The organism is Kitasatospora sp. NPDC101176 (assembly GCF_044768035.1).
Lineage (GTDB): Bacteria > Actinomycetota > Actinomycetes > Streptomycetales > Streptomycetaceae > Kitasatospora.
In genome coordinates this window covers 58,581-74,402 of record NZ_JBIWPA010000019.1, presented here as the reverse complement: position 1 = coordinate 74,402, position 15,822 = coordinate 58,581, and the positions used below count along the sequence as shown (strand labels likewise).

Below are 15,822 nucleotides of genomic sequence, written 5' to 3'. Positions count from 1 at the left end.
TCACTGGGACGAAGGGTCGGATCGATCCTTGTCCCGGTGCGCCCCGCTCCACTCCCGGATTGTGAGATGTTCATGATAAGAAACAGGCCGAAATCACGCCGCCGCGCCCCGGACACCCGCCTCAACACTCCCGGGGGCCGCACCGGCCCCACGCGCCGCTCCCCGCAGGGCCCTCACCCCCCGAGCGCCACCGGCGCCCGCACCAGCGAGCCGTACTCCGTCCACGAGCCGTCGTAGTTCTTCACGTGCTCGTACCCGAGCAGCTCGGTCAGCGCGAACCAGGTGTGCGCGGAGCGCTCCCCGATCCGGCAGTAGGCGATCACCTCGCGCTCCGGCTCCACCCCGTTGGCCGCGTACAGCGCCCGCAGCTCCTCCGCCGAGCGGAACGACCCGTCGTCGTTGGCCGTCTGCGACCAGGGGACGTTGACCGCGCCCGGGATGTGCCCCGGCACCTGCGCCTGCTCCTGCGGCAGGTGGGGCGGGGCGATCAGCTCGCCCCGGAACTCGGCGGGCGAGCGGACGTCGACCAGCACCGCGTCCGAGCCGGGCTTGGCGAACACCTCGGCCTTGCCGAGCACCTCGTCGCGCAGCGCGCGCAGCTCCGGCCGCTCCGGCCCGGCCAGCCGGTAGGAGGTGTGCTGGTAGTCCATCACCTCCCGGGTGAGCCCCCGCCCCTCCAGCTCCCACTTCTTGCGCCCGCCGTCCAGCAGCCGCACCGGGCCGAAGCCGCGCAGCCGCAGCAGCCAGTAGGCGTAGGCGGCGAACCAGTTGTTGTTGCCGCCGTAGAGCACCACGGCGGTGTCGTCCTCCACCCCGGCCGCCCGCAGCAGGTGCTGGACGCCCTCCCGGTCGACGTAGTCGCGGCCGACCCGGCTGTGCAGGTCGGTGGTCCAGTTCCAGCCGACCGCGCCGGGGATGTGGGACCGGTCGTAGGCGGTGCTGTCCTCGTCCACCTCGACGACCCGGACCGTCCCGTCGTCCAGGTGGTCGGCCAGCCACTCGGTGCGGACCAGCGTCTCGGGGTGCGCGTAGCCGTTGCCGGTCATCCGGGGGCCTCCTTCGCTCTGCCCGGGGCCGCCGGGCGGAGCGCCCGGGACCGCACTGCACCGGGCCCGCGGGCGCGCACGCACCGGTGCACCGCGGACGGACCGGCCACTATCGAACGTACGTCGGACGCTGCGCCCGGGCCACCCCTGGCGGGCCCGCGACCAGGAACGCCGGACGGCCCGGGACCGGCCACTGCCGGTCACCGGGCCGTCCCGCGGGTCGGCGGGTTCCGTCCGCCTCAGGAGAAGACCACAGAGCGGAGCTTCAGCCGGTTGCCGAGGATCTTGCCCGGGTTCATCACGTAGAAGGTGTCGCCGCTGCAGTCGAAGTCGAGGAAGACCGTCGCCGTGGAGGCGGTGAGGTTCTTCGGGGCGAAGGCCGGGTCGTTCTCCGTCGCCCCGAACAGGTTGAGGCACTTGCCGCTCTCCGGGTCGGCGAGGCCGGCCGGGACCCCCGGGCCGACGCTGTAGAGGAAGTCGCCGATGGCCGCGTTGGCGGAGGTGGGGATGGCGAGGACGAGGGTGGCGGCGCTGGCGAGGGCCAGAACGGCGTTGCGAAGACGCATGAGTGAGGGCCTTTCAGGTGGTACCCCGTGGTACCGGTTCATTGGTGCGAGATCACCCTAGAGGCCGAAAATCCGCAGAAACGGTTCACCTAATGCACCCTTTCGGGTGGTTTACGCAGGAAAGCCGCGACCTTCCCACTCACCCGCACTCCACCGTCAGTTCGGCGGCGCCGTGAAGTAGTACCCCGAGTCGACCAGCACCGGCAGGTACGCCTTCAGCGCGGCGACGGTCTGCGAGCGGTCCCCGCCGCCGTCGTGGTTGAGCACGATCGCCCCGGGCCGGACGTCCTTGAGGATCCGGTCGGTGATCGCCGAGGTGCCGGGCCGGGCCCAGTCCCGCGGGTCCACCGACCAGGCCATGTTCCGCATCCCGAGGTCCGCGGCCACCTTGAGCGACTCCGTCGACCAGTCGCCGCCGGGCGCCCGGAACCAGGTCGGCAGTCGGCCGGTGGTGCGGTGCAGCAGGTCGGAGGTGCGCTCCAGCTCGTCCCGGACCTTGCCCTCGGACAGGCTCCGCAGGTCCGGGTGGGTCCACGTGTGGTTGGCGATGTGGTGGCCCCGGTCGGCGATCTCCCGCACCAGCTCCGGGTACTGGACGGCGTTCTCACCGATCAGGAAGAAGGTCGCCCGGATCCCGTGCTGCTGGAGCAGGGACAGCACGGTCGGCGTGTACCGCGGATCCGGACCGTCGTCGATGGTGAGGGCCACCACCCGCCGTTCCGCGTCGAGTTCGTACACCGGCTTGCTCTCCGCCGTGGAGATCGTGTGGCGGACGGTCTCGACGCTCGGCCCGGCCGGGGCGGCGGCGGCAGGTGGCGCCGACGACGCCGAGGGCGCGGCGGACGGCGTGACCGGGGCCGCGCCCGGCGTCGCCCCGGGCTCGGCCAGGGACTCGTTGAACCCCTCGGGCGCCGCCGCCGCGGTGGGGCCGCCCCCACCGCCCCAGGGGCTCCGGCAGCCAGCGGCGGCTCCGAGGAGGGACATCCCGGCGGCGACCAGCAGCAATCTTCGCGAAGTAATCTGACGATCTGACGACATGTCGAATGCTTCCCCCGGCGGACATCGCCGCTCCCCGCGCATGACCCCGACGGACCCGATCACCACTCCGACGGCCCAAGGCGGCCACGCCCCCGGCCCTCCGTACGCCACACTTCCCGGACCGGACGCCCGGCACCCCCGGGAGGCCGCTACGCTGAGCCTCCCCAGTATGATGATCTGCCATCAGAGGACGTGGCCATGACGACAAGTCAGGACTTCCCCGACCAGGGCACCCGCGACGAGGACGCCGCCGAGCCGAGCCAGTGGGAACGTTTCGGCGTCGACACCACCGCCCCGCACTCCGCACGCGTGTACGACTACTGGCTGGGCGGCAAGACCAACTTCCCGCCGGACCGCGCCATGGGGCAGGCCATCGAGGAGGCCGTGCCGAGCGTCAAGGAGATGGCCAAGGCCAACCGCGCCTTCCAGGGCCGGGCCGTCCGCCACCTCGCCCGGGAGCACGGCATCCGCCAGTTCCTCGACCTCGGCACCGGCATCCCCACCTCGCCCAACACCCACGAGATCGCCGAGGCCGTCAGCCCCGGCACCCGGGTGGTCTACGTCGACAACGACCCGATCGTGCTCGCCCACGCCCGCGCCCTGATGGTGTCCAGCCCGGCCAGCCGCACCACCTACATCCACGCCGACCTGCGCAAGCCCGAGGAGCTGTTCGCCGACCCGGCGCTCACCGCCACCCTCGACCTCACCCAGCCGGTCGGGCTGCTGATGATCGCCGTACTGATGCTGATCGCCGACGAGGACGACCCCTGGGGCCGGGTCGCCGCCCTGCGCGACGCCCTGCCCGCCGGCAGCTGCCTCGCCCTCACCACGCCGACCCAGGACTTCGACCCGGTGGCCGTCGGCAAGGTCACCGAGGCCGCCCGGGCCGGCGGGATGACCCTCGTCCCGCGCACCCACGACGACGTCCTGCGCTTCTTCGACGGCTGGGACCTGGTCGAGCCCGGGCTCGCCCCCGTCCTCGGCTGGCGCCCGGACGGCGAACCGCCGGCGGACCCGAAGGCCGCCTACTACTGGGGCGGCGTCGCCGTGAAGCGCTGACCGGAAAGGGCACGGTGGGGGTCGGCGGAGACTCCCACCGGGCCCGTCCGTTCACTTCAGCAGGCGCGACAGCCGCCGGTCCGCCAGCGGCTTGCCCCCGGTCTGGCAGGTCGGGCAGTACTGCAGCGAGGAGTCCGCGAAGGAGACCTCGCGCACGGTGTCCCCGCAGACCGGACAGGGCAGACCGGTGCGGCCGTGCACCCGCAGCCCGACCTTCTTCTCCGCCTTCAGTTCCCCCGCCGCCAGCCCGCGCGAGCGCTCCACCGCGTCCCGCAGGGTGGTCCCGAGGGCCTCGTACAGCCGTGCCGTCTCCTCGTCGGTCAGGCTGGACGCCAGTTTGAAGGGCGACATCCGGGCCGCGTGCAGCACCTCGTCCGAGTAGGCGTTGCCCACCCCGGCCAGCACGGTCTGGTCCCGCAGCACGCCCTTGAGCCGGCGCCGCTCGCCGTGCAGCAGGGCCGCGAAGTCGGCCGCGGTGAACGCCGGGTCCAGCGGGTCCGGACCGAGCCGGGCCACCCCGGGCACCTCGGCCGGGTCCGCCACCACGTAGACCGCCAGGCCCTTCTTGGTGCCGGCCTCGGTCAGGTCGAAGCCGTCCCCCGCCTCCCCCGCCAGCCGCAGCCGCAGCGCCAGCGGGTTGCGCGGGCTCGGGCGGGGCGGCTCGGCGGGCAGCGCGTCCTTCCAGCGCAGCCAGCCGGCCCGGGCCAGGTGCACCACCAGGTGCAGCCCGCCGGCCTCGACGTCCAGGAACTTGCCGTGGCGGCTCACCCCGCCGACCGTCCGCCCCTCCAGCGCCGTGACCGGCGGGTCGTAGGTCTTCAGCGCGCTGATCGCCACCGGCTGCACGCGGGCGATCTCGCGCCCGGTCAGCCGCTCGGCCAGGAAGGCGCTCAGCGCCTCGACCTCCGGCAGCTCCGGCATGCGCCCAGTCTCCCGCAGCCCCGCGCCGACCGCCCGCCGGTGCCCGACCGCCGGCCGGTGCGGGCCCGGGACCGGCGGCCCGACCGCACCCGCTTTGCCCGGGCACCGTCCGCGGGCGCAGGCTGGTACCTGAGGAGGGCGCATGAACACCCTTGAGGAACAGATCGACGTCGCCGCCCCCGTCCTCGCCGCCTGGGAGCAGCTGCACCGGGTCCACGAGTACCCGCGGTTCGTCGACGGCGTGCACAGCGCCCACCCGCACGGCCGGAACCTGGCGCACCTCGGGGTGGCGATCGGCGGCGCCGAGCGGGCCGTGGACACCGAGATCACCGACCGCGGCCGGGGCCGGGTGATGTCCTGGCGCACGCTCGACGGGATCCCGCTGAGCGGCGCCTTCGCCCTGCTACCGCTGGACGCCCGGCGGACCAGGGTGCAGATCCGGGTGGAGTACGACCCGGCGGCGCTGCGCGAGGCGATCGGCGGGCCCGGCGGGTTCGCCCTGGCCGGGGCGATCGAGCGGGCGGTCCGGGGGGACCTGGAGCACTTCCGCGAGCTGGTCGAGGCCCGGGTGAGCCCGCCGGGGCCGGACCGGTAAGGACGGCATAAGGCCAGCTCAGAGCGGGTGGTGAGGCTGTTCACAGCGGGCCCTCGGGCCGCCGGGTCCGCCGTCGACCTGTGGCAGACTCGATGGCGATGGACATCGGCCCGGTCACCAGGACGCTTCGCGCGGCGGTCTTCGCCGCGCTCGTCGTGCTGCTCGCCGGGCTCGGCCAGGTGGTGGTCACCGGCCGCGCGCTGCCGGTCGGCACGCTGGCCCTCGCCTCCGTCGCCGTGTTCGCGGCGGCCTTCGCCGTGGCCGGCCGCGAGCGCGGCTACCCGGCGGTCGCGGCGGTGTTCCTGCCGCTGGAGCTCGGCGTCAGCGCCCTGTTCGACCTCGCGCAGACCTCCTGCCCGTCCCTGCCGCCCGGCTCCGCGCACGGCTTCCAGCCGCTGCTCTGCGGCGGCGGCTCGCTGGGCGGCTTCCTGCTCGGCCACGGCGTCTCCCAGCAGACCGGCGTCCTGCTGCTCCTGCTGCTGCACACCGTGATCGCGCTGTCCGCGGCCTTCTGGCTGCGCCGGGCGGACGCCGCGCTGGCCCGTCTCGCCCGCGCCGTCCGGATGCTGGGCGACGTCCTGCACCGGCACGTCCCGGCGGCCGCCCGCCGGCTGCGGCTGCTCGCCGCACCCGTCCCGGCCCGGCCGGTGGCGCGGGTGCCGTTCCCCCGGGCCAGCCGGGCCCTGGTGCCCGCCGAGGACGTCGCCGTCCGCCCGGCCGTCCGGCGCGGTCCGCCGGCGTTCGCCCCGGCCGGCTGAGCCCCGGCGCGTCCCGCCGTCCCCACGGACCGCTCCCGACGCGTCCCCGCCTCGACCGGTCCTCTCGCCCGCGCGCAGCCCCGCCCCCGAGCCGGCGCGCGCCGCCCCTCCGCACGCCCGAGAGCACAGGACGACGACACCCATGAGCAACACCCGCAAGACCGCCGCCAAGACCAACGCCACCGAGCGGATGCGCGCCGCCCGCGCCCAGGCCGAGCGCTCCGACCGGATCCGCCGCCGGGTGGTGGTCGGCGCCGCCTCCGCCGCCGTGCTGGCCCTCGCCGCGGGCGTGGCCCTCGCCGTCGGCGGCTCCTCCGGCTCCGGCTCCGGCGACGCGGCCGCGAACGGCCCGCTGGTCGTCCCGGCGAACGCGGGCGGCCCGAACGGCACCGTGATCACCTACGGCAAGGCCGACGCCCCGCACACCCTGGAGGTCTACGAGGACTTCCGCTGCCCGTTCTGCGAGCAGCTGGAGACCACCACCGGTGCGACCATGCAGCAGCTCGCCGACGCGGGCACGTACAAGATCGAGTACCACCTGGCGACGTTCCTGGACAAGAACCTGGGCGGCAAGGGCTCGCGCACCGCGCTGGCCGCGGCCGGGGCCGCGCTGAACGAGGGCGTGGACAAGTTCAAGCAGTTCCACGACGTGCTCTACGCCAACCAGCCCGACGAGCGCAGCGACGCCTTCGGCGACGTCAACCACGTCCTCGACCTGGCCGGCAAGGTCCCCGGCCTGAAGACCGACGGCTTCGTCAAGGCCGTCCAGGACGGCACCTACGCGCCGTGGGCGGCCAAGGTGAACGAGGAGTTCAACAACAGCGACGTCACCGGCACCCCGACCGTCAAGCTGGACGGGAAGAAGCTGGACGTCCTCACCGGCGGCAAGGCCGTCAGCCCCGAGCAGTTCACCGCGCTGGTCAAGCAGGTGACCGGATGACGACCGCCGCCCCCGCCGCGCGGACGTACGGTGCCAGCCGCCCGTTCGCGTGGCTGCTGCTGATCGGCGGCGCGGTCGGGCTGTTCGCCTCGGCGGTCCTCACCCTGGACAAGATCCGGCTGCTGAAGGACCCGTCGTACGTCCCGAGCTGCAACATCAACCCGATCATCAGCTGCGGCTCGATCATGCGCAGCGACCAGGCGGAGGCCTTCGGCTTCCCCAACTCGCTGCTCGGCCTGGTCGGCTTCGCGGTGGTCGTCGCGGTCGGCGCCGGGCTGCTCGCCGGGGCCTCGTACCGGCGCTGGTTCTGGCTCGGGCTGCAGGCCGGGACGGTCTTCGGCATCGGCTTCGTGACCTGGCTGATGTACCAGGCGCTGTACTCGATCGGGGCGCTCTGCCCGTACTGCATGGTGGTCTGGGCCGCGATGATCCCGCTGTTCTGGTACACCACGCTGCACAACCTGCGCTCCGGGGTCATCCCGACCGGCCGCGCCCTGCGCCCGGTGGTCCGCGAGGCCGCCCGCTACCACTGGGTCGTCCCGGCGCTCTGGTACGCGGTGATCGCGCTGCTGGTCCTCAACCGGTTCTGGTACTACTGGTCGACCCTGCTCTGAGCGCCGCCGGAGCACCCCGTTCGGCCCGCGCCCGCCACCTCCCTTCCCGGGGGTGGCGGGCGCACTGCCAGCGGACGCACTGCCCGCGGGCTCGGAAGCGGTCGGCTCAGAACCGGTGGGCCGCGACCTCGGCGAGCAGCTCGGCCCGGCGCTCCTCGGAGAGGAAGGAGGCGCGGAAGGAGTTCGCGGCGAGCAGCCGGAGGGTCTCCTGGTCCAGGGCGAGGGCCTGCTGCACGGCCCGGAGGTTGTCCTCGACGTAGCCGCCGAAGTACGCCGGGTCGTCGGAGTTGACGGTGACCAGCAGGCCGGCCTCCAGCATCTCGCGCAGCGGGTGGTCGGCGAGGGTGTCGATGCAGCGCAGCCGGACGTTGGAGAGCGGGCAGAGGGTGAGCGGGATCCGCTCGCGCACCAGCCGGGCGACCAGCTCGCCGTCCTCCAGGCAGCGCAGGCCGTGGTCGATCCGCTCGACGCCGAGGACGTCCAGCGCCTCGGTGATGTAGGAGGCCGGGCCCTCCTCCCCCGCGTGCGCGACCCGGTGCAGGCCGGCCTCCGCGGCGCGCCGGTACACCTCGCGGAACTTGGCCGGCGGGTGGCCGACCTCGGCCGAGTCGAGGCCGATGCTGGCGATCCGGTCGAAGTACGGGCGGGCGGCCTCGAAGGTCTCCAGCGCGGACTCGGCGGACTCGTCCCGCAGGAAGCACATGATCAGCCGGGTGCTGATCCCGTACCGCTCCTCGCTGCGCTCCAGCGCCGCGGTCAGCCCGTCGACCACGGTGCCGAGCGGCACGCCGCGCGCGGTGTGCGCCTGCGGGTCGAAGAAGATCTCCGCGTGCCGGACGCCCTGCTCGGCGGCCCGGGCGAGGTAGGCGTCGGCGAGGTCGGTGAAGTCCTGCCCGGTGCGCAGGACGGCCGTCAGCGCGTAGTACAGGTCGAGGAAGGACTGCAGGTCGCTGAAGGAGTACGCCTTCCGCAGCTCCTCGGTGTCGGCGTAGGGCAGCGTGACGGCGTTGCGAGCGGCGAGGGCGAAGGCGAGTTCGGGCTCCAGGGTGCCTTCGATGTGAAGGTGGAGTTCGGCCTTGGGAAGCGGCATGGGAGATCTGTCCGAGCTGTAGGGGACGAAACGGATGATCCGGAAGGATTCATCCTACGTTCCGCTCCCTCCCGGCCGGCGCCCTCCGGAGGGGCGCGCGGCGGAGCAGGCGTCACCCCCGCGGGTGTACCGGGGGCGGCCAGCGGGCACCCGGTAGGAGGGGGCTTCCGCCGAGGAGGTACCGAGATGCGGCACGTCGACCCGCACGTCCGGCCCGAGGGCATCTCCCCGCACGCCCTGGGCAACGACACGCTCCTGCACGAGCTGGAACAGCTGCACCGCACCCGTCACGAGACCTTCCTGCACGGCTCGGAGGACGCGCTCAGGCGGCACACCCTGCGCACCGGACAGCTGGAGGCCGAGTACCTGCACCGCTTTCCCGACCGACTGGTGACGGCCGGCCGGACCAGGGCCGGCGCGCGGGCCCGCGAGGCCGCGGCCCGGGCGGAGTCGCTGCCCGAGTAGCGGCCTGCCCCGGCGGCCGACCGGGGCGTCCGGACCGGCCGCGCGGCGGCGCCCGGCGGGGACACGCCGGGCGCCGGTGGCGTGCCCGCGGGCGGGCCGTCGGGGAGGGTGAGAGGCGCAGCCGCACCGGACCCCGACCCCCTGGGAGCCCCGCATGCCCATCGCCAGCGTCAACCCCGCGACCGGAGAGATCCTGGAGACCTTCGAGCCGCTCGACGCGGCCGGCATCGAACGCAGACTGGCCCGCGCCGAGGCCGCGTTCCACAGCTACCGCACCACCCCCTTCGCCGCCCGCGCCGACCTGCTGCGCCGGGCCGCCGACCTGTTGGACCAGGACCAGGAGGCGGTCGCCCGCACGATGACCGAGGAGATGGGCAAGCCGCTCACCGCCTCCCGGGCCGAGGCCGCCAAGTGCGCGAAGGCGATGCGCTGGTACGCCGACCACGCCGAGGCGCTGCTGGCCGACGAGCACCCGGACCCGGCCGACGTCGCCGACTCCGGCGCCGCCCGGGCCTACGTCCGTTACCGCCCGATCGGCGCGGTGCTGGCCGTGATGCCGTGGAACTTCCCGTTCTGGCAGGTGATCCGGTTCGCCGCGCCGGCCCTGATGGCGGGCAACGTCGGCCTGCTCAAGCACGCCTCCAACGTCCCGCGCACCGCGGTGGCGCTGGAGGAGCTCTTCCGGCGGGCCGGCTTCCCGGAGGGCTGCTTCCAGACCCTGCTGATCGGTTCGGGCGCGGTCGAGGGCGTCATCCGGGACCGCAGGGTGGCCGCGGTGACCCTCACCGGCAGCGAGCCGGCCGGCCGGGCGGTCGCCGCCACGGCGGCCGACGAGGTGAAGAAGGCGGTGCTGGAGCTCGGCGGCAGCGACCCGTTCGTCGTCATGCCCAGCGCCGACGTCGACGCGGCGGTGCGCACCGCCGTCCGCGCCCGGGCGCAGAACAACGGCCAGTCCTGCATCGCCGCCAAGCGCTTCATCGTGCACACCGACGTCTACGACCGCTTCACCGCGGGCTTCACCGAGGGGATGCGGTCGCTGCGCGTCGGGGACCCGATGGACGAGGCGACCGACGTCGGCCCGCTGGCCAGCCGCCAGGGCCGGGACGACCTGGAGGAGCTGGTCGAGGACGCCCGGACGCACGGCGCCCGGGTCGAGTGCGGCGGCGGGCGCCCGGAGGGCTGGGACACCGGGTACTTCTACGAGCCGACGGTGCTGACCGGCATCACCCCGGCGATGCGGATCCACCTGGAGGAGACCTTCGGCCCGGTGGCCACCGTCTACCGGGTCGCCGACCTGGACGAGGCCGTGGCGCTGGCCAACGACACGCCGTTCGGCCTGAGTTCCAACGTGTGGACCCGGGACGAGGGCGAGCAGGAGCGCTTCGTGCGCGACGTCCAGGCCGGCGGGGTGTTCTTCAACGGGATGACCGCCTCCCACCCCGCCCTGCCGTTCGGCGGCGTCAAGCGCTCCGGGTTCGGGCGGGAGCTCTCCGGGCACGGGATCCGGGAGTTCTGCAACGTCACCACGGTCTGGCTCGGCTGAGCGCTCCCGGACCGCACCGGTGCCCGGCCCGGGTCAGGAGGCCACGCGGTGCCTGCCCGGGCCGGGCGTCATCCACCGGGCGAGCACACCGACCATGGCGACGGCCGTCAGGCCCCAGAAGATCGCCAGGACGACCATCACCCAGGTCTGGCTGATCTGGACGGCGACCATGCAGAGACCGATCGAGAGCGCGATCATGACGGTCACCACGGTCGGGCTGAGGCTGAGCAGCCAGTGCCAGGCCCGGTGCATCCGGCTGGGGTTCGCCGGGGCGTCGGGGCCGGTTTCGGTTTCCTTGTAGGTCAGCAGGTCCATCGGGATCGCCTCCGGGTCTCGGGGGGGGGCTGGCCGGATCCGCGGGGCTCAGGAGGCCTTGCGCGGAGCCGTGGACTTTCCGGTCGTGGTCCTTCCGGTCGTGGACTTGGCCGTCGCCGTCTTGGCCGTCGTGCTCTTGGCCTTCGTGCCCTTGCCCGTCGACGGTCCGCCGGCCGCGGTGCCGCCGGCCGTCGTCTTCCGGGTCGTGGTCCGCTTCGCCGCGGCGGCCTTCGCGTCGGGCTCCGCCTTCTTCTTCGCCGGGGCGCGCCGGCGGGGCTCGGGCTTCCCCTCCTCCTCCGGCGCGTCCTCCGCCGGGCCCTGGCCCCGCCCGCTCCTGGCCTGCTTGAGGCTGGTGCGCAGCGCCTCCATCAGGTCGATCACGTTGTCGGGCGCCTCGCCGGGCTCCTCCTCGTGCGGGACCTCCACGCCCTCCAGCCGGGCCGTGATCACCTGCTGGAGCGCCTGCTGGTAGTCGTCGTGCAGCTGGGAGAGGTCGAAGTCCTCGGAGAGGGTGTCCATCAGCGAGCGCGCCATCTTGAGCTCCTGCGGCCGCACGGCGACGTCCTCCTCGGGCGCTATGCCGGCCGCCGGGCGGACCTCGTCGGGCCAGATGCAGGTCTGCAGCACCAGGGTGCCGTCGTGCACCCGCAGCACCGCGGGCGACTCCCGGGTGCGCAGGGCGATCTTGGTGACGGCGATCTGCCCGGACTCGGTGAGCGCGTCGCGCAGCAGGGCGTAGGGCTTCGCGGCGGCCTTGTCGGCGACGCCCACGTAGTAGGCCTTGGAGAACATCAACGGGTCGATCTCACCGGCGTCGACGAAGGCCAGCACATCGATGATCTTCTTGCTGGGCAGCGGCAGGTCGGCGAGGTCGGCGTCGCTCAGGGTGACGGTCCGGCCGTCGGGGGACTCGTAGCCCTTGGCGATCTCCGCGTACGGGACCTCCTTCTCCTCCTGCTCGCAGTACCGCTTCATCCGGACCCGTCCGCCGTCCTTGGCGTGCACCTGGTGCAGCGGGACGTCGTGTTCCTGGGTGGCCGAGTACAGGTGGACGGGGATGCTGACCAGCCCGAAGCTGATCGTCCCCTTCCAGGTGGTCTGCATGGGGTCGCTCCTTCCCGGAGGTTCCCGTCCGACGGAGCTTCCGGGCTCCGGAGTCTCCACTCTGCCCGCGTTTCCCCCGATCCGCACGGGAAGCACACAATGGGCTCGCGGGGGCCGAGGAGGTGGAGCGGATGACGGCCGGACGACGGCCCGGGCAGGCCCCGCCGCCGGACCGCACCAGGTACCGGGTGACGTACGCCGTGGCCGGGGAGCCCGGGACGCGCCGGGACGAGGTCGAGGTGGTGCCGGGGTACTCCGGGGAGGGCGACGTCCCGCGGATCCTGGCCGCCCGCCTGGCCGCCCGCCTGGCCGCGCACCCCGGTGAGCGACCGGGTGGACGGCCGGGTGATCGACCGGGCGGACGTTCGCAGCCGAATGATCTTCGGATCACCGTGCTGGAATTGCGCGAGATCTGAGCTCCAGCAGAGCTTCGGAGCTGCCCCGACCGATGACGATGCGTCAGATTTGAGCTTTTCTGGACCCCGGTCCACCCCCTCTGACCTGCTCTTTCGTGTCCGCTGAGCGAACAGTTACCAAACCATTGTTCCGATACTCGTGCGTAGTCGTTAGGTTGCACCGCAATGCGCGGGTCAATCCCCCCACCCTCCGGCGCGACGAGCCGAGGGTCAGCCGCGCGGGAAAGGCACAGGGCACCCTTTGATGAGTGCGGACACCACCAAGTCGACGGCGGCTCCCCACGTCCCCCACCAGTCGGGGCCGGCCGGGCACGGCGGCGGCGACGGCCACCTGAAGGCCGGGCTCAAGAACCGCCACCTGTCGATGATCGCCATCGGCGGCGTGATCGGCGCCGGCCTGTTCGTCGGCTCCGGCGCGGGCATCGCCTCCACCGGCCCGGGCATCCTGCTCTCCTACACGCTGGCCGGTGTGCTGGTCGTGCTGGTGATGCGGATGCTCGGCGAGATGGCGGCCGCGGACCCGCAGAGCGGCTCCTTCTCGGCCTACGCGGACCGCGCGCTCGGCCGCTGGGCCGGGTTCGGCATCGGCTGGCTGTACTGGTTCTTCTGGGTCGTGGTCCTCGCGGTGGAGGCCACCGCCGGCGCCAAGATCCTCAACAACTGGGTGCCCGGAGTGCCGCAGTGGGGCTGGGCACTGATCGTGATGGCGGTGCTGACCGCCACCAACCTGTTCTCGGTGGCCTCGTACGGTGAGTTCGAGTTCTGGTTCGCCGGCATCAAGGTGGTCGCGATCGCCGCGTTCCTGGTGATCGGCACCCTCGCCGCCTTCGGCCTGCTGCCCGGCACCCACGCCGTCGGCACCGAGAACCTGACCGGCCACGGCGGCTTCCTGCCGCACGGCGTGGGCGCGGTGTTCACCGGCATGCTCACCGTGGTGTTCGCCTTCATGGGCAGCGAGATCGTCACCCTGGCCGCGGGCGAGTCGGAGGACCCGGAGCGCGCCGTCAGCAAGGCCACCAACAGCGTGATCTGGCGCATCGGGATCTTCTACCTGGGCTCGATCCTGCTCGTGGTCACCCTGCTCCCGTGGGACTCCGCCGCCGTCAAGGGCAGCCCGTACGTGGCGGTGCTCGAGCACGTGGGCATCCCCGGCGCCGGCCAGGTGATGGACGTGATCGTGCTGACCGCCGTGCTGTCCTGCCTCAACTCCGGGATGTACACGGCCTCCCGGATGGCGTTCTCGCTGGGGCAGCGCGGCGACGCGCCGAAGGCCTTCGCGACCGTGACCGACCGGGGCGTGCCCCGGGTGGCCATCCTCTCCTCGGTGGTCTTCGGCTTCGTCGCGGTCTTCTTCAACTACACCTCGCCCGACACGGTGTTCGCCTTCCTGCTCAACTCCTCCGGCGCGGTTGCGCTCTTCGTCTGGCTGGTGATCTGCTTCTCCCAGCTGCGGATGCGCCGGATCATCGAGCGGGAGACCCCCGAGCGACTGACCGTCCGGATGTGGCTGTACCCGTACCTGACCTGGGCGGCCATCGGCATGATCGGGTTCGTGATGGCGTACATGTTCACCGACTCCGACGGGCGCAAGCAGATGTACCTGTCGCTGGTCGCCGCGGCGATCGTGCTCGTGGCCTCGGCCGTGGTGGGCCGACGGCGGCGGGCCGCGGTGGCGGCGGAGTCCTGACCCGTCCGCACCGCGCGTGGAACGCCGGGCCCGGGAGCCGTTGCGGAGGCTCCCGGGCCCGGCGCCGTTGTCCGGGGCCCGTCCGGCGCTCACCGCCGGGCGCGCCCGACACGCACCCGGGCGCGCCCGGCGGACACGCCCGAGCGGCTCCGGCGCGAGCCAGTTTGACGATGGCACGTCAAGGGGGATATCTGGGCCATGGCGCTCCCCCACGAGCACCCCCCACCCCCTCCCGGGAGACCCCGTGCCCCTCCCCCCTGCCCCCACGCCGCACGCCTCGGCGCGCCAACGCTTCGGCCACCGGCTGCGCCACTGGCGCGAGGCCCGCGGGCTCAGCCAGGCCGAACTCGGCCGCCGGCTCGGCTACCACAACTCGCTGATCAGCCGGGTCGAGAACGCCCGCCGCTGGCCACCACCCGGACTTCCCGCCCGGGCTGACGAACTCCTGCTCACTGGAGGGGAGTTGGCCGCCCTCTGGCAGCCCGTCCGACAGGAGCGGGAACGCCTCGGCGAGCTCGTCGCACCCGCCAGACCAGCCCTCGGCGCCACCCTGCGCGGCGCCACCCCACCGGACGCCGCCACCTTCGAGGTGCTCCGCCAGCTGCTCGGCGTCTACCGCGCCGCCGCCGCCCGCACCGGCGGCGAACCCCTGGCCGCCGTCCTCGAACACCACGCCCGCACCCTGGCCGGCTGGCAGCACTCCACCCCGCGCGGCGCCGTCACCGCCGTCCGGTCGCTCGCCGCCCAGTACGCCGAACTCGCCGGCTGGGCGCACTTCGAAGGGGATCGCCGGACCCGTGCGCTCGGCTGGTTCACGGCCGGACTGGAATGGGCCCGCGCGGCCGGGGACCAGCCCACCACGGCCGCCCTGCTGACCCGGCAGAGCACCCTGCACTGGTGGAACGGCGACCCGGCCGGCGCGCTCGCCCACGCCGAGGCCGCCCGCGCCGCCGCGCGACGGGTGCCCGGCCTGCAGTCCTGGGCCGCCCTCGCCGAGGCGCACGCCCACGCCCTGAACGGCGCCGCGCCCGAGGCCTGGCGCGCGCTCGTCGAGGCCGAGCGGCTGACCGAGGCGGACCGGCGGGCCGGGCGGACGGAGCCCCGGCCGACCCGCGCCGCGCTGGTGCTCGGCGTCGCGCACGGCACCTGCCACCGGGACCTCGCCGTCCGCACCGGCCGCGCCGCGCACGCCCACGCGGCGGTGGCCCACCTGGACGCCGCGCTCGGACACCTGGACCCGGCCGAGCATCCGCACGACCACGCCCTGATCACCGGCCGCCTGGCCGGCGCCTACGCCCGGGCCGGACGCCGCGAGGCCGCCGCCGCGACGCTCTCCCGCCTGCCGCCCGAGCCCACCGGGCGCGTCGCCCACGAGCAGCGCCGGGCCCGCGGCTGGCTGGGCGGCGCGCCGGCCCACCAGGGCCCGCCCGGGGCCGAGCGGCCCGCACCGGAGGGCTGAGCCTGCGGTCCGCCCCACGACGGCGCGGCGGGCGTCCGCGACGGCGCGGCGGGCGCGGACGGAGAGCGGCCGCCCGCCGGCGCGCGGAACGGCCGGGGGGGCGGGGGGGGGGCCCCCCCCCCCCCCCCCCCGCCGCGCGGCGGGAGAGCGCGGCCGCCGCCGCGGCGGAGGACGCCCGGGCGGGGGGCCCCACGGGGTTGATACCC

The 15,822-nt window shown here is 74.0% G+C and carries 17 protein-coding genes; 10 read left to right on the top strand and 7 right to left on the bottom strand.

Annotated elements, in window-relative coordinates; all coding sequences use genetic code 11:
- Positions 1-173: 173 nt before the first annotated feature.
- From ACIRS1_RS24395 to ACIRS1_RS24385, 3 genes are all read right to left on the bottom strand, one after another.
- On the bottom strand, positions 174-1,046 hold the full coding sequence (locus ACIRS1_RS24395) for a sulfurtransferase (protein WP_402843279.1): 873 nt from the start codon (positions 1,044-1,046) through the stop codon (positions 174-176).
- Between the two features lie 239 nt (positions 1,047-1,285).
- Positions 1,286-1,612, bottom strand: a complete 327-nt coding sequence (locus ACIRS1_RS24390) for a hypothetical protein (protein ID WP_402843276.1) — start codon at positions 1,610-1,612, stop codon at positions 1,286-1,288.
- A gap of 156 nt (positions 1,613-1,768) precedes the next feature.
- Positions 1,769-2,617 carry a polysaccharide deacetylase family protein gene (locus tag ACIRS1_RS24385; RefSeq protein ID WP_402843274.1) on the bottom strand — a complete coding sequence of 283 codons (849 nt, stop codon included), beginning with the start codon at positions 2,615-2,617 and terminating at the stop codon, positions 1,769-1,771.
- Positions 2,618-2,848: 231 nt separating this feature from the next.
- Here ACIRS1_RS24385 and ACIRS1_RS24380 point away from each other — a divergent pair, with 231 nt between their 5' ends.
- Positions 2,849-3,709 carry an SAM-dependent methyltransferase gene (locus tag ACIRS1_RS24380; protein WP_360208354.1) on the top strand — a complete coding sequence of 287 codons (861 nt, stop codon included), beginning with the start codon at positions 2,849-2,851 and terminating at the stop codon, positions 3,707-3,709.
- 51 nt (positions 3,710-3,760) lie between these two features.
- Here ACIRS1_RS24380 and ACIRS1_RS24375 read toward each other — a convergent pair whose 3' ends face one another.
- On the bottom strand, positions 3,761-4,630 hold the full coding sequence (locus tag ACIRS1_RS24375; protein ID WP_402843272.1) for an Fpg/Nei family DNA glycosylase: 870 nt from the start codon (positions 4,628-4,630) through the stop codon (positions 3,761-3,763).
- 142 nt (positions 4,631-4,772) lie between these two features.
- On the opposite strand from ACIRS1_RS24375, the gene ACIRS1_RS24370 reads away from it, so the two are divergent.
- From ACIRS1_RS24370 to ACIRS1_RS24355, 4 genes are all read left to right on the top strand, one after another.
- Entirely contained in the window at positions 4,773-5,225 is a 453-nt protein-coding gene (locus ACIRS1_RS24370) for an SRPBCC family protein (protein WP_360208348.1), read from the top strand.
- 98 nt (positions 5,226-5,323) lie between these two features.
- On the top strand, positions 5,324-5,983 hold the full coding sequence (locus ACIRS1_RS24365; protein ID WP_402843269.1) for a hypothetical protein: 660 nt from the start codon (positions 5,324-5,326) through the stop codon (positions 5,981-5,983).
- A 142-nt stretch (positions 5,984-6,125) separates the two neighbouring features.
- On the top strand, positions 6,126-6,923 hold the full coding sequence (locus tag ACIRS1_RS24360; protein ID WP_402843266.1) for a DsbA family protein: 798 nt from the start codon (positions 6,126-6,128) through the stop codon (positions 6,921-6,923).
- Positions 6,920-7,537, top strand: coding sequence for a vitamin K epoxide reductase family protein (locus ACIRS1_RS24355; protein WP_363363110.1), 618 nt, complete (start codon positions 6,920-6,922; stop codon positions 7,535-7,537). The genes ACIRS1_RS24360 and ACIRS1_RS24355 overlap by 4 nt, the downstream gene beginning before the upstream one ends.
- 106 nt (positions 7,538-7,643) lie before the next feature.
- Here ACIRS1_RS24355 and ACIRS1_RS24350 read toward each other — a convergent pair whose 3' ends face one another.
- Positions 7,644-8,627, bottom strand: coding sequence for an adenosine deaminase (locus ACIRS1_RS24350; RefSeq protein ID WP_402843263.1), 984 nt, complete (start codon positions 8,625-8,627; stop codon positions 7,644-7,646).
- A 186-nt stretch (positions 8,628-8,813) separates the two neighbouring features.
- On the opposite strand from ACIRS1_RS24350, the gene ACIRS1_RS24345 reads away from it, so the two are divergent.
- Both ACIRS1_RS24345 and ACIRS1_RS24340 read left to right on the top strand, forming a co-directional pair.
- Positions 8,814-9,092: a DUF6158 family protein gene (locus tag ACIRS1_RS24345; protein WP_402843260.1), complete on the top strand. Its 279-nt coding sequence runs from the start codon at positions 8,814-8,816 to the stop codon at positions 9,090-9,092.
- A 154-nt stretch (positions 9,093-9,246) separates the two neighbouring features.
- On the top strand, positions 9,247-10,635 hold the full coding sequence (locus ACIRS1_RS24340) for an NADP-dependent succinic semialdehyde dehydrogenase (protein WP_402843257.1): 1,389 nt from the start codon (positions 9,247-9,249) through the stop codon (positions 10,633-10,635).
- Positions 10,636-10,668: 33 nt separating this feature from the next.
- Here the strand turns inward: ACIRS1_RS24340 and ACIRS1_RS24335 are convergent, their stop codons facing one another.
- Positions 10,669-10,950, bottom strand: coding sequence for a hypothetical protein (locus tag ACIRS1_RS24335; RefSeq protein WP_360207985.1), 282 nt, complete (start codon positions 10,948-10,950; stop codon positions 10,669-10,671).
- Between the two features lie 48 nt (positions 10,951-10,998).
- Positions 10,999-12,054: a Ku protein gene (locus ACIRS1_RS24330; protein WP_402843254.1), complete on the bottom strand. Its 1,056-nt coding sequence runs from the start codon at positions 12,052-12,054 to the stop codon at positions 10,999-11,001.
- 131 nt (positions 12,055-12,185) lie between these two features.
- Between ACIRS1_RS24330 and ACIRS1_RS24325 the strand changes: the two genes are divergently transcribed.
- From ACIRS1_RS24325 to ACIRS1_RS24315, 3 genes are all read left to right on the top strand, one after another.
- On the top strand, positions 12,186-12,470 hold the full coding sequence (locus ACIRS1_RS24325; RefSeq protein ID WP_360207990.1) for a hypothetical protein: 285 nt from the start codon (positions 12,186-12,188) through the stop codon (positions 12,468-12,470).
- A gap of 244 nt (positions 12,471-12,714) precedes the next feature.
- Entirely contained in the window at positions 12,715-14,157 is a 1,443-nt protein-coding gene (locus tag ACIRS1_RS24320; protein WP_402843250.1) for an amino acid permease, read from the top strand.
- Between the two features lie 244 nt (positions 14,158-14,401).
- Complete coding sequence (locus ACIRS1_RS24315; protein ID WP_402843247.1) at positions 14,402-15,616, top strand: helix-turn-helix domain-containing protein; 1,215 nt, start codon at positions 14,402-14,404, stop codon at positions 15,614-15,616.
- Positions 15,617-15,822: the final 206 nt, after the last annotated feature.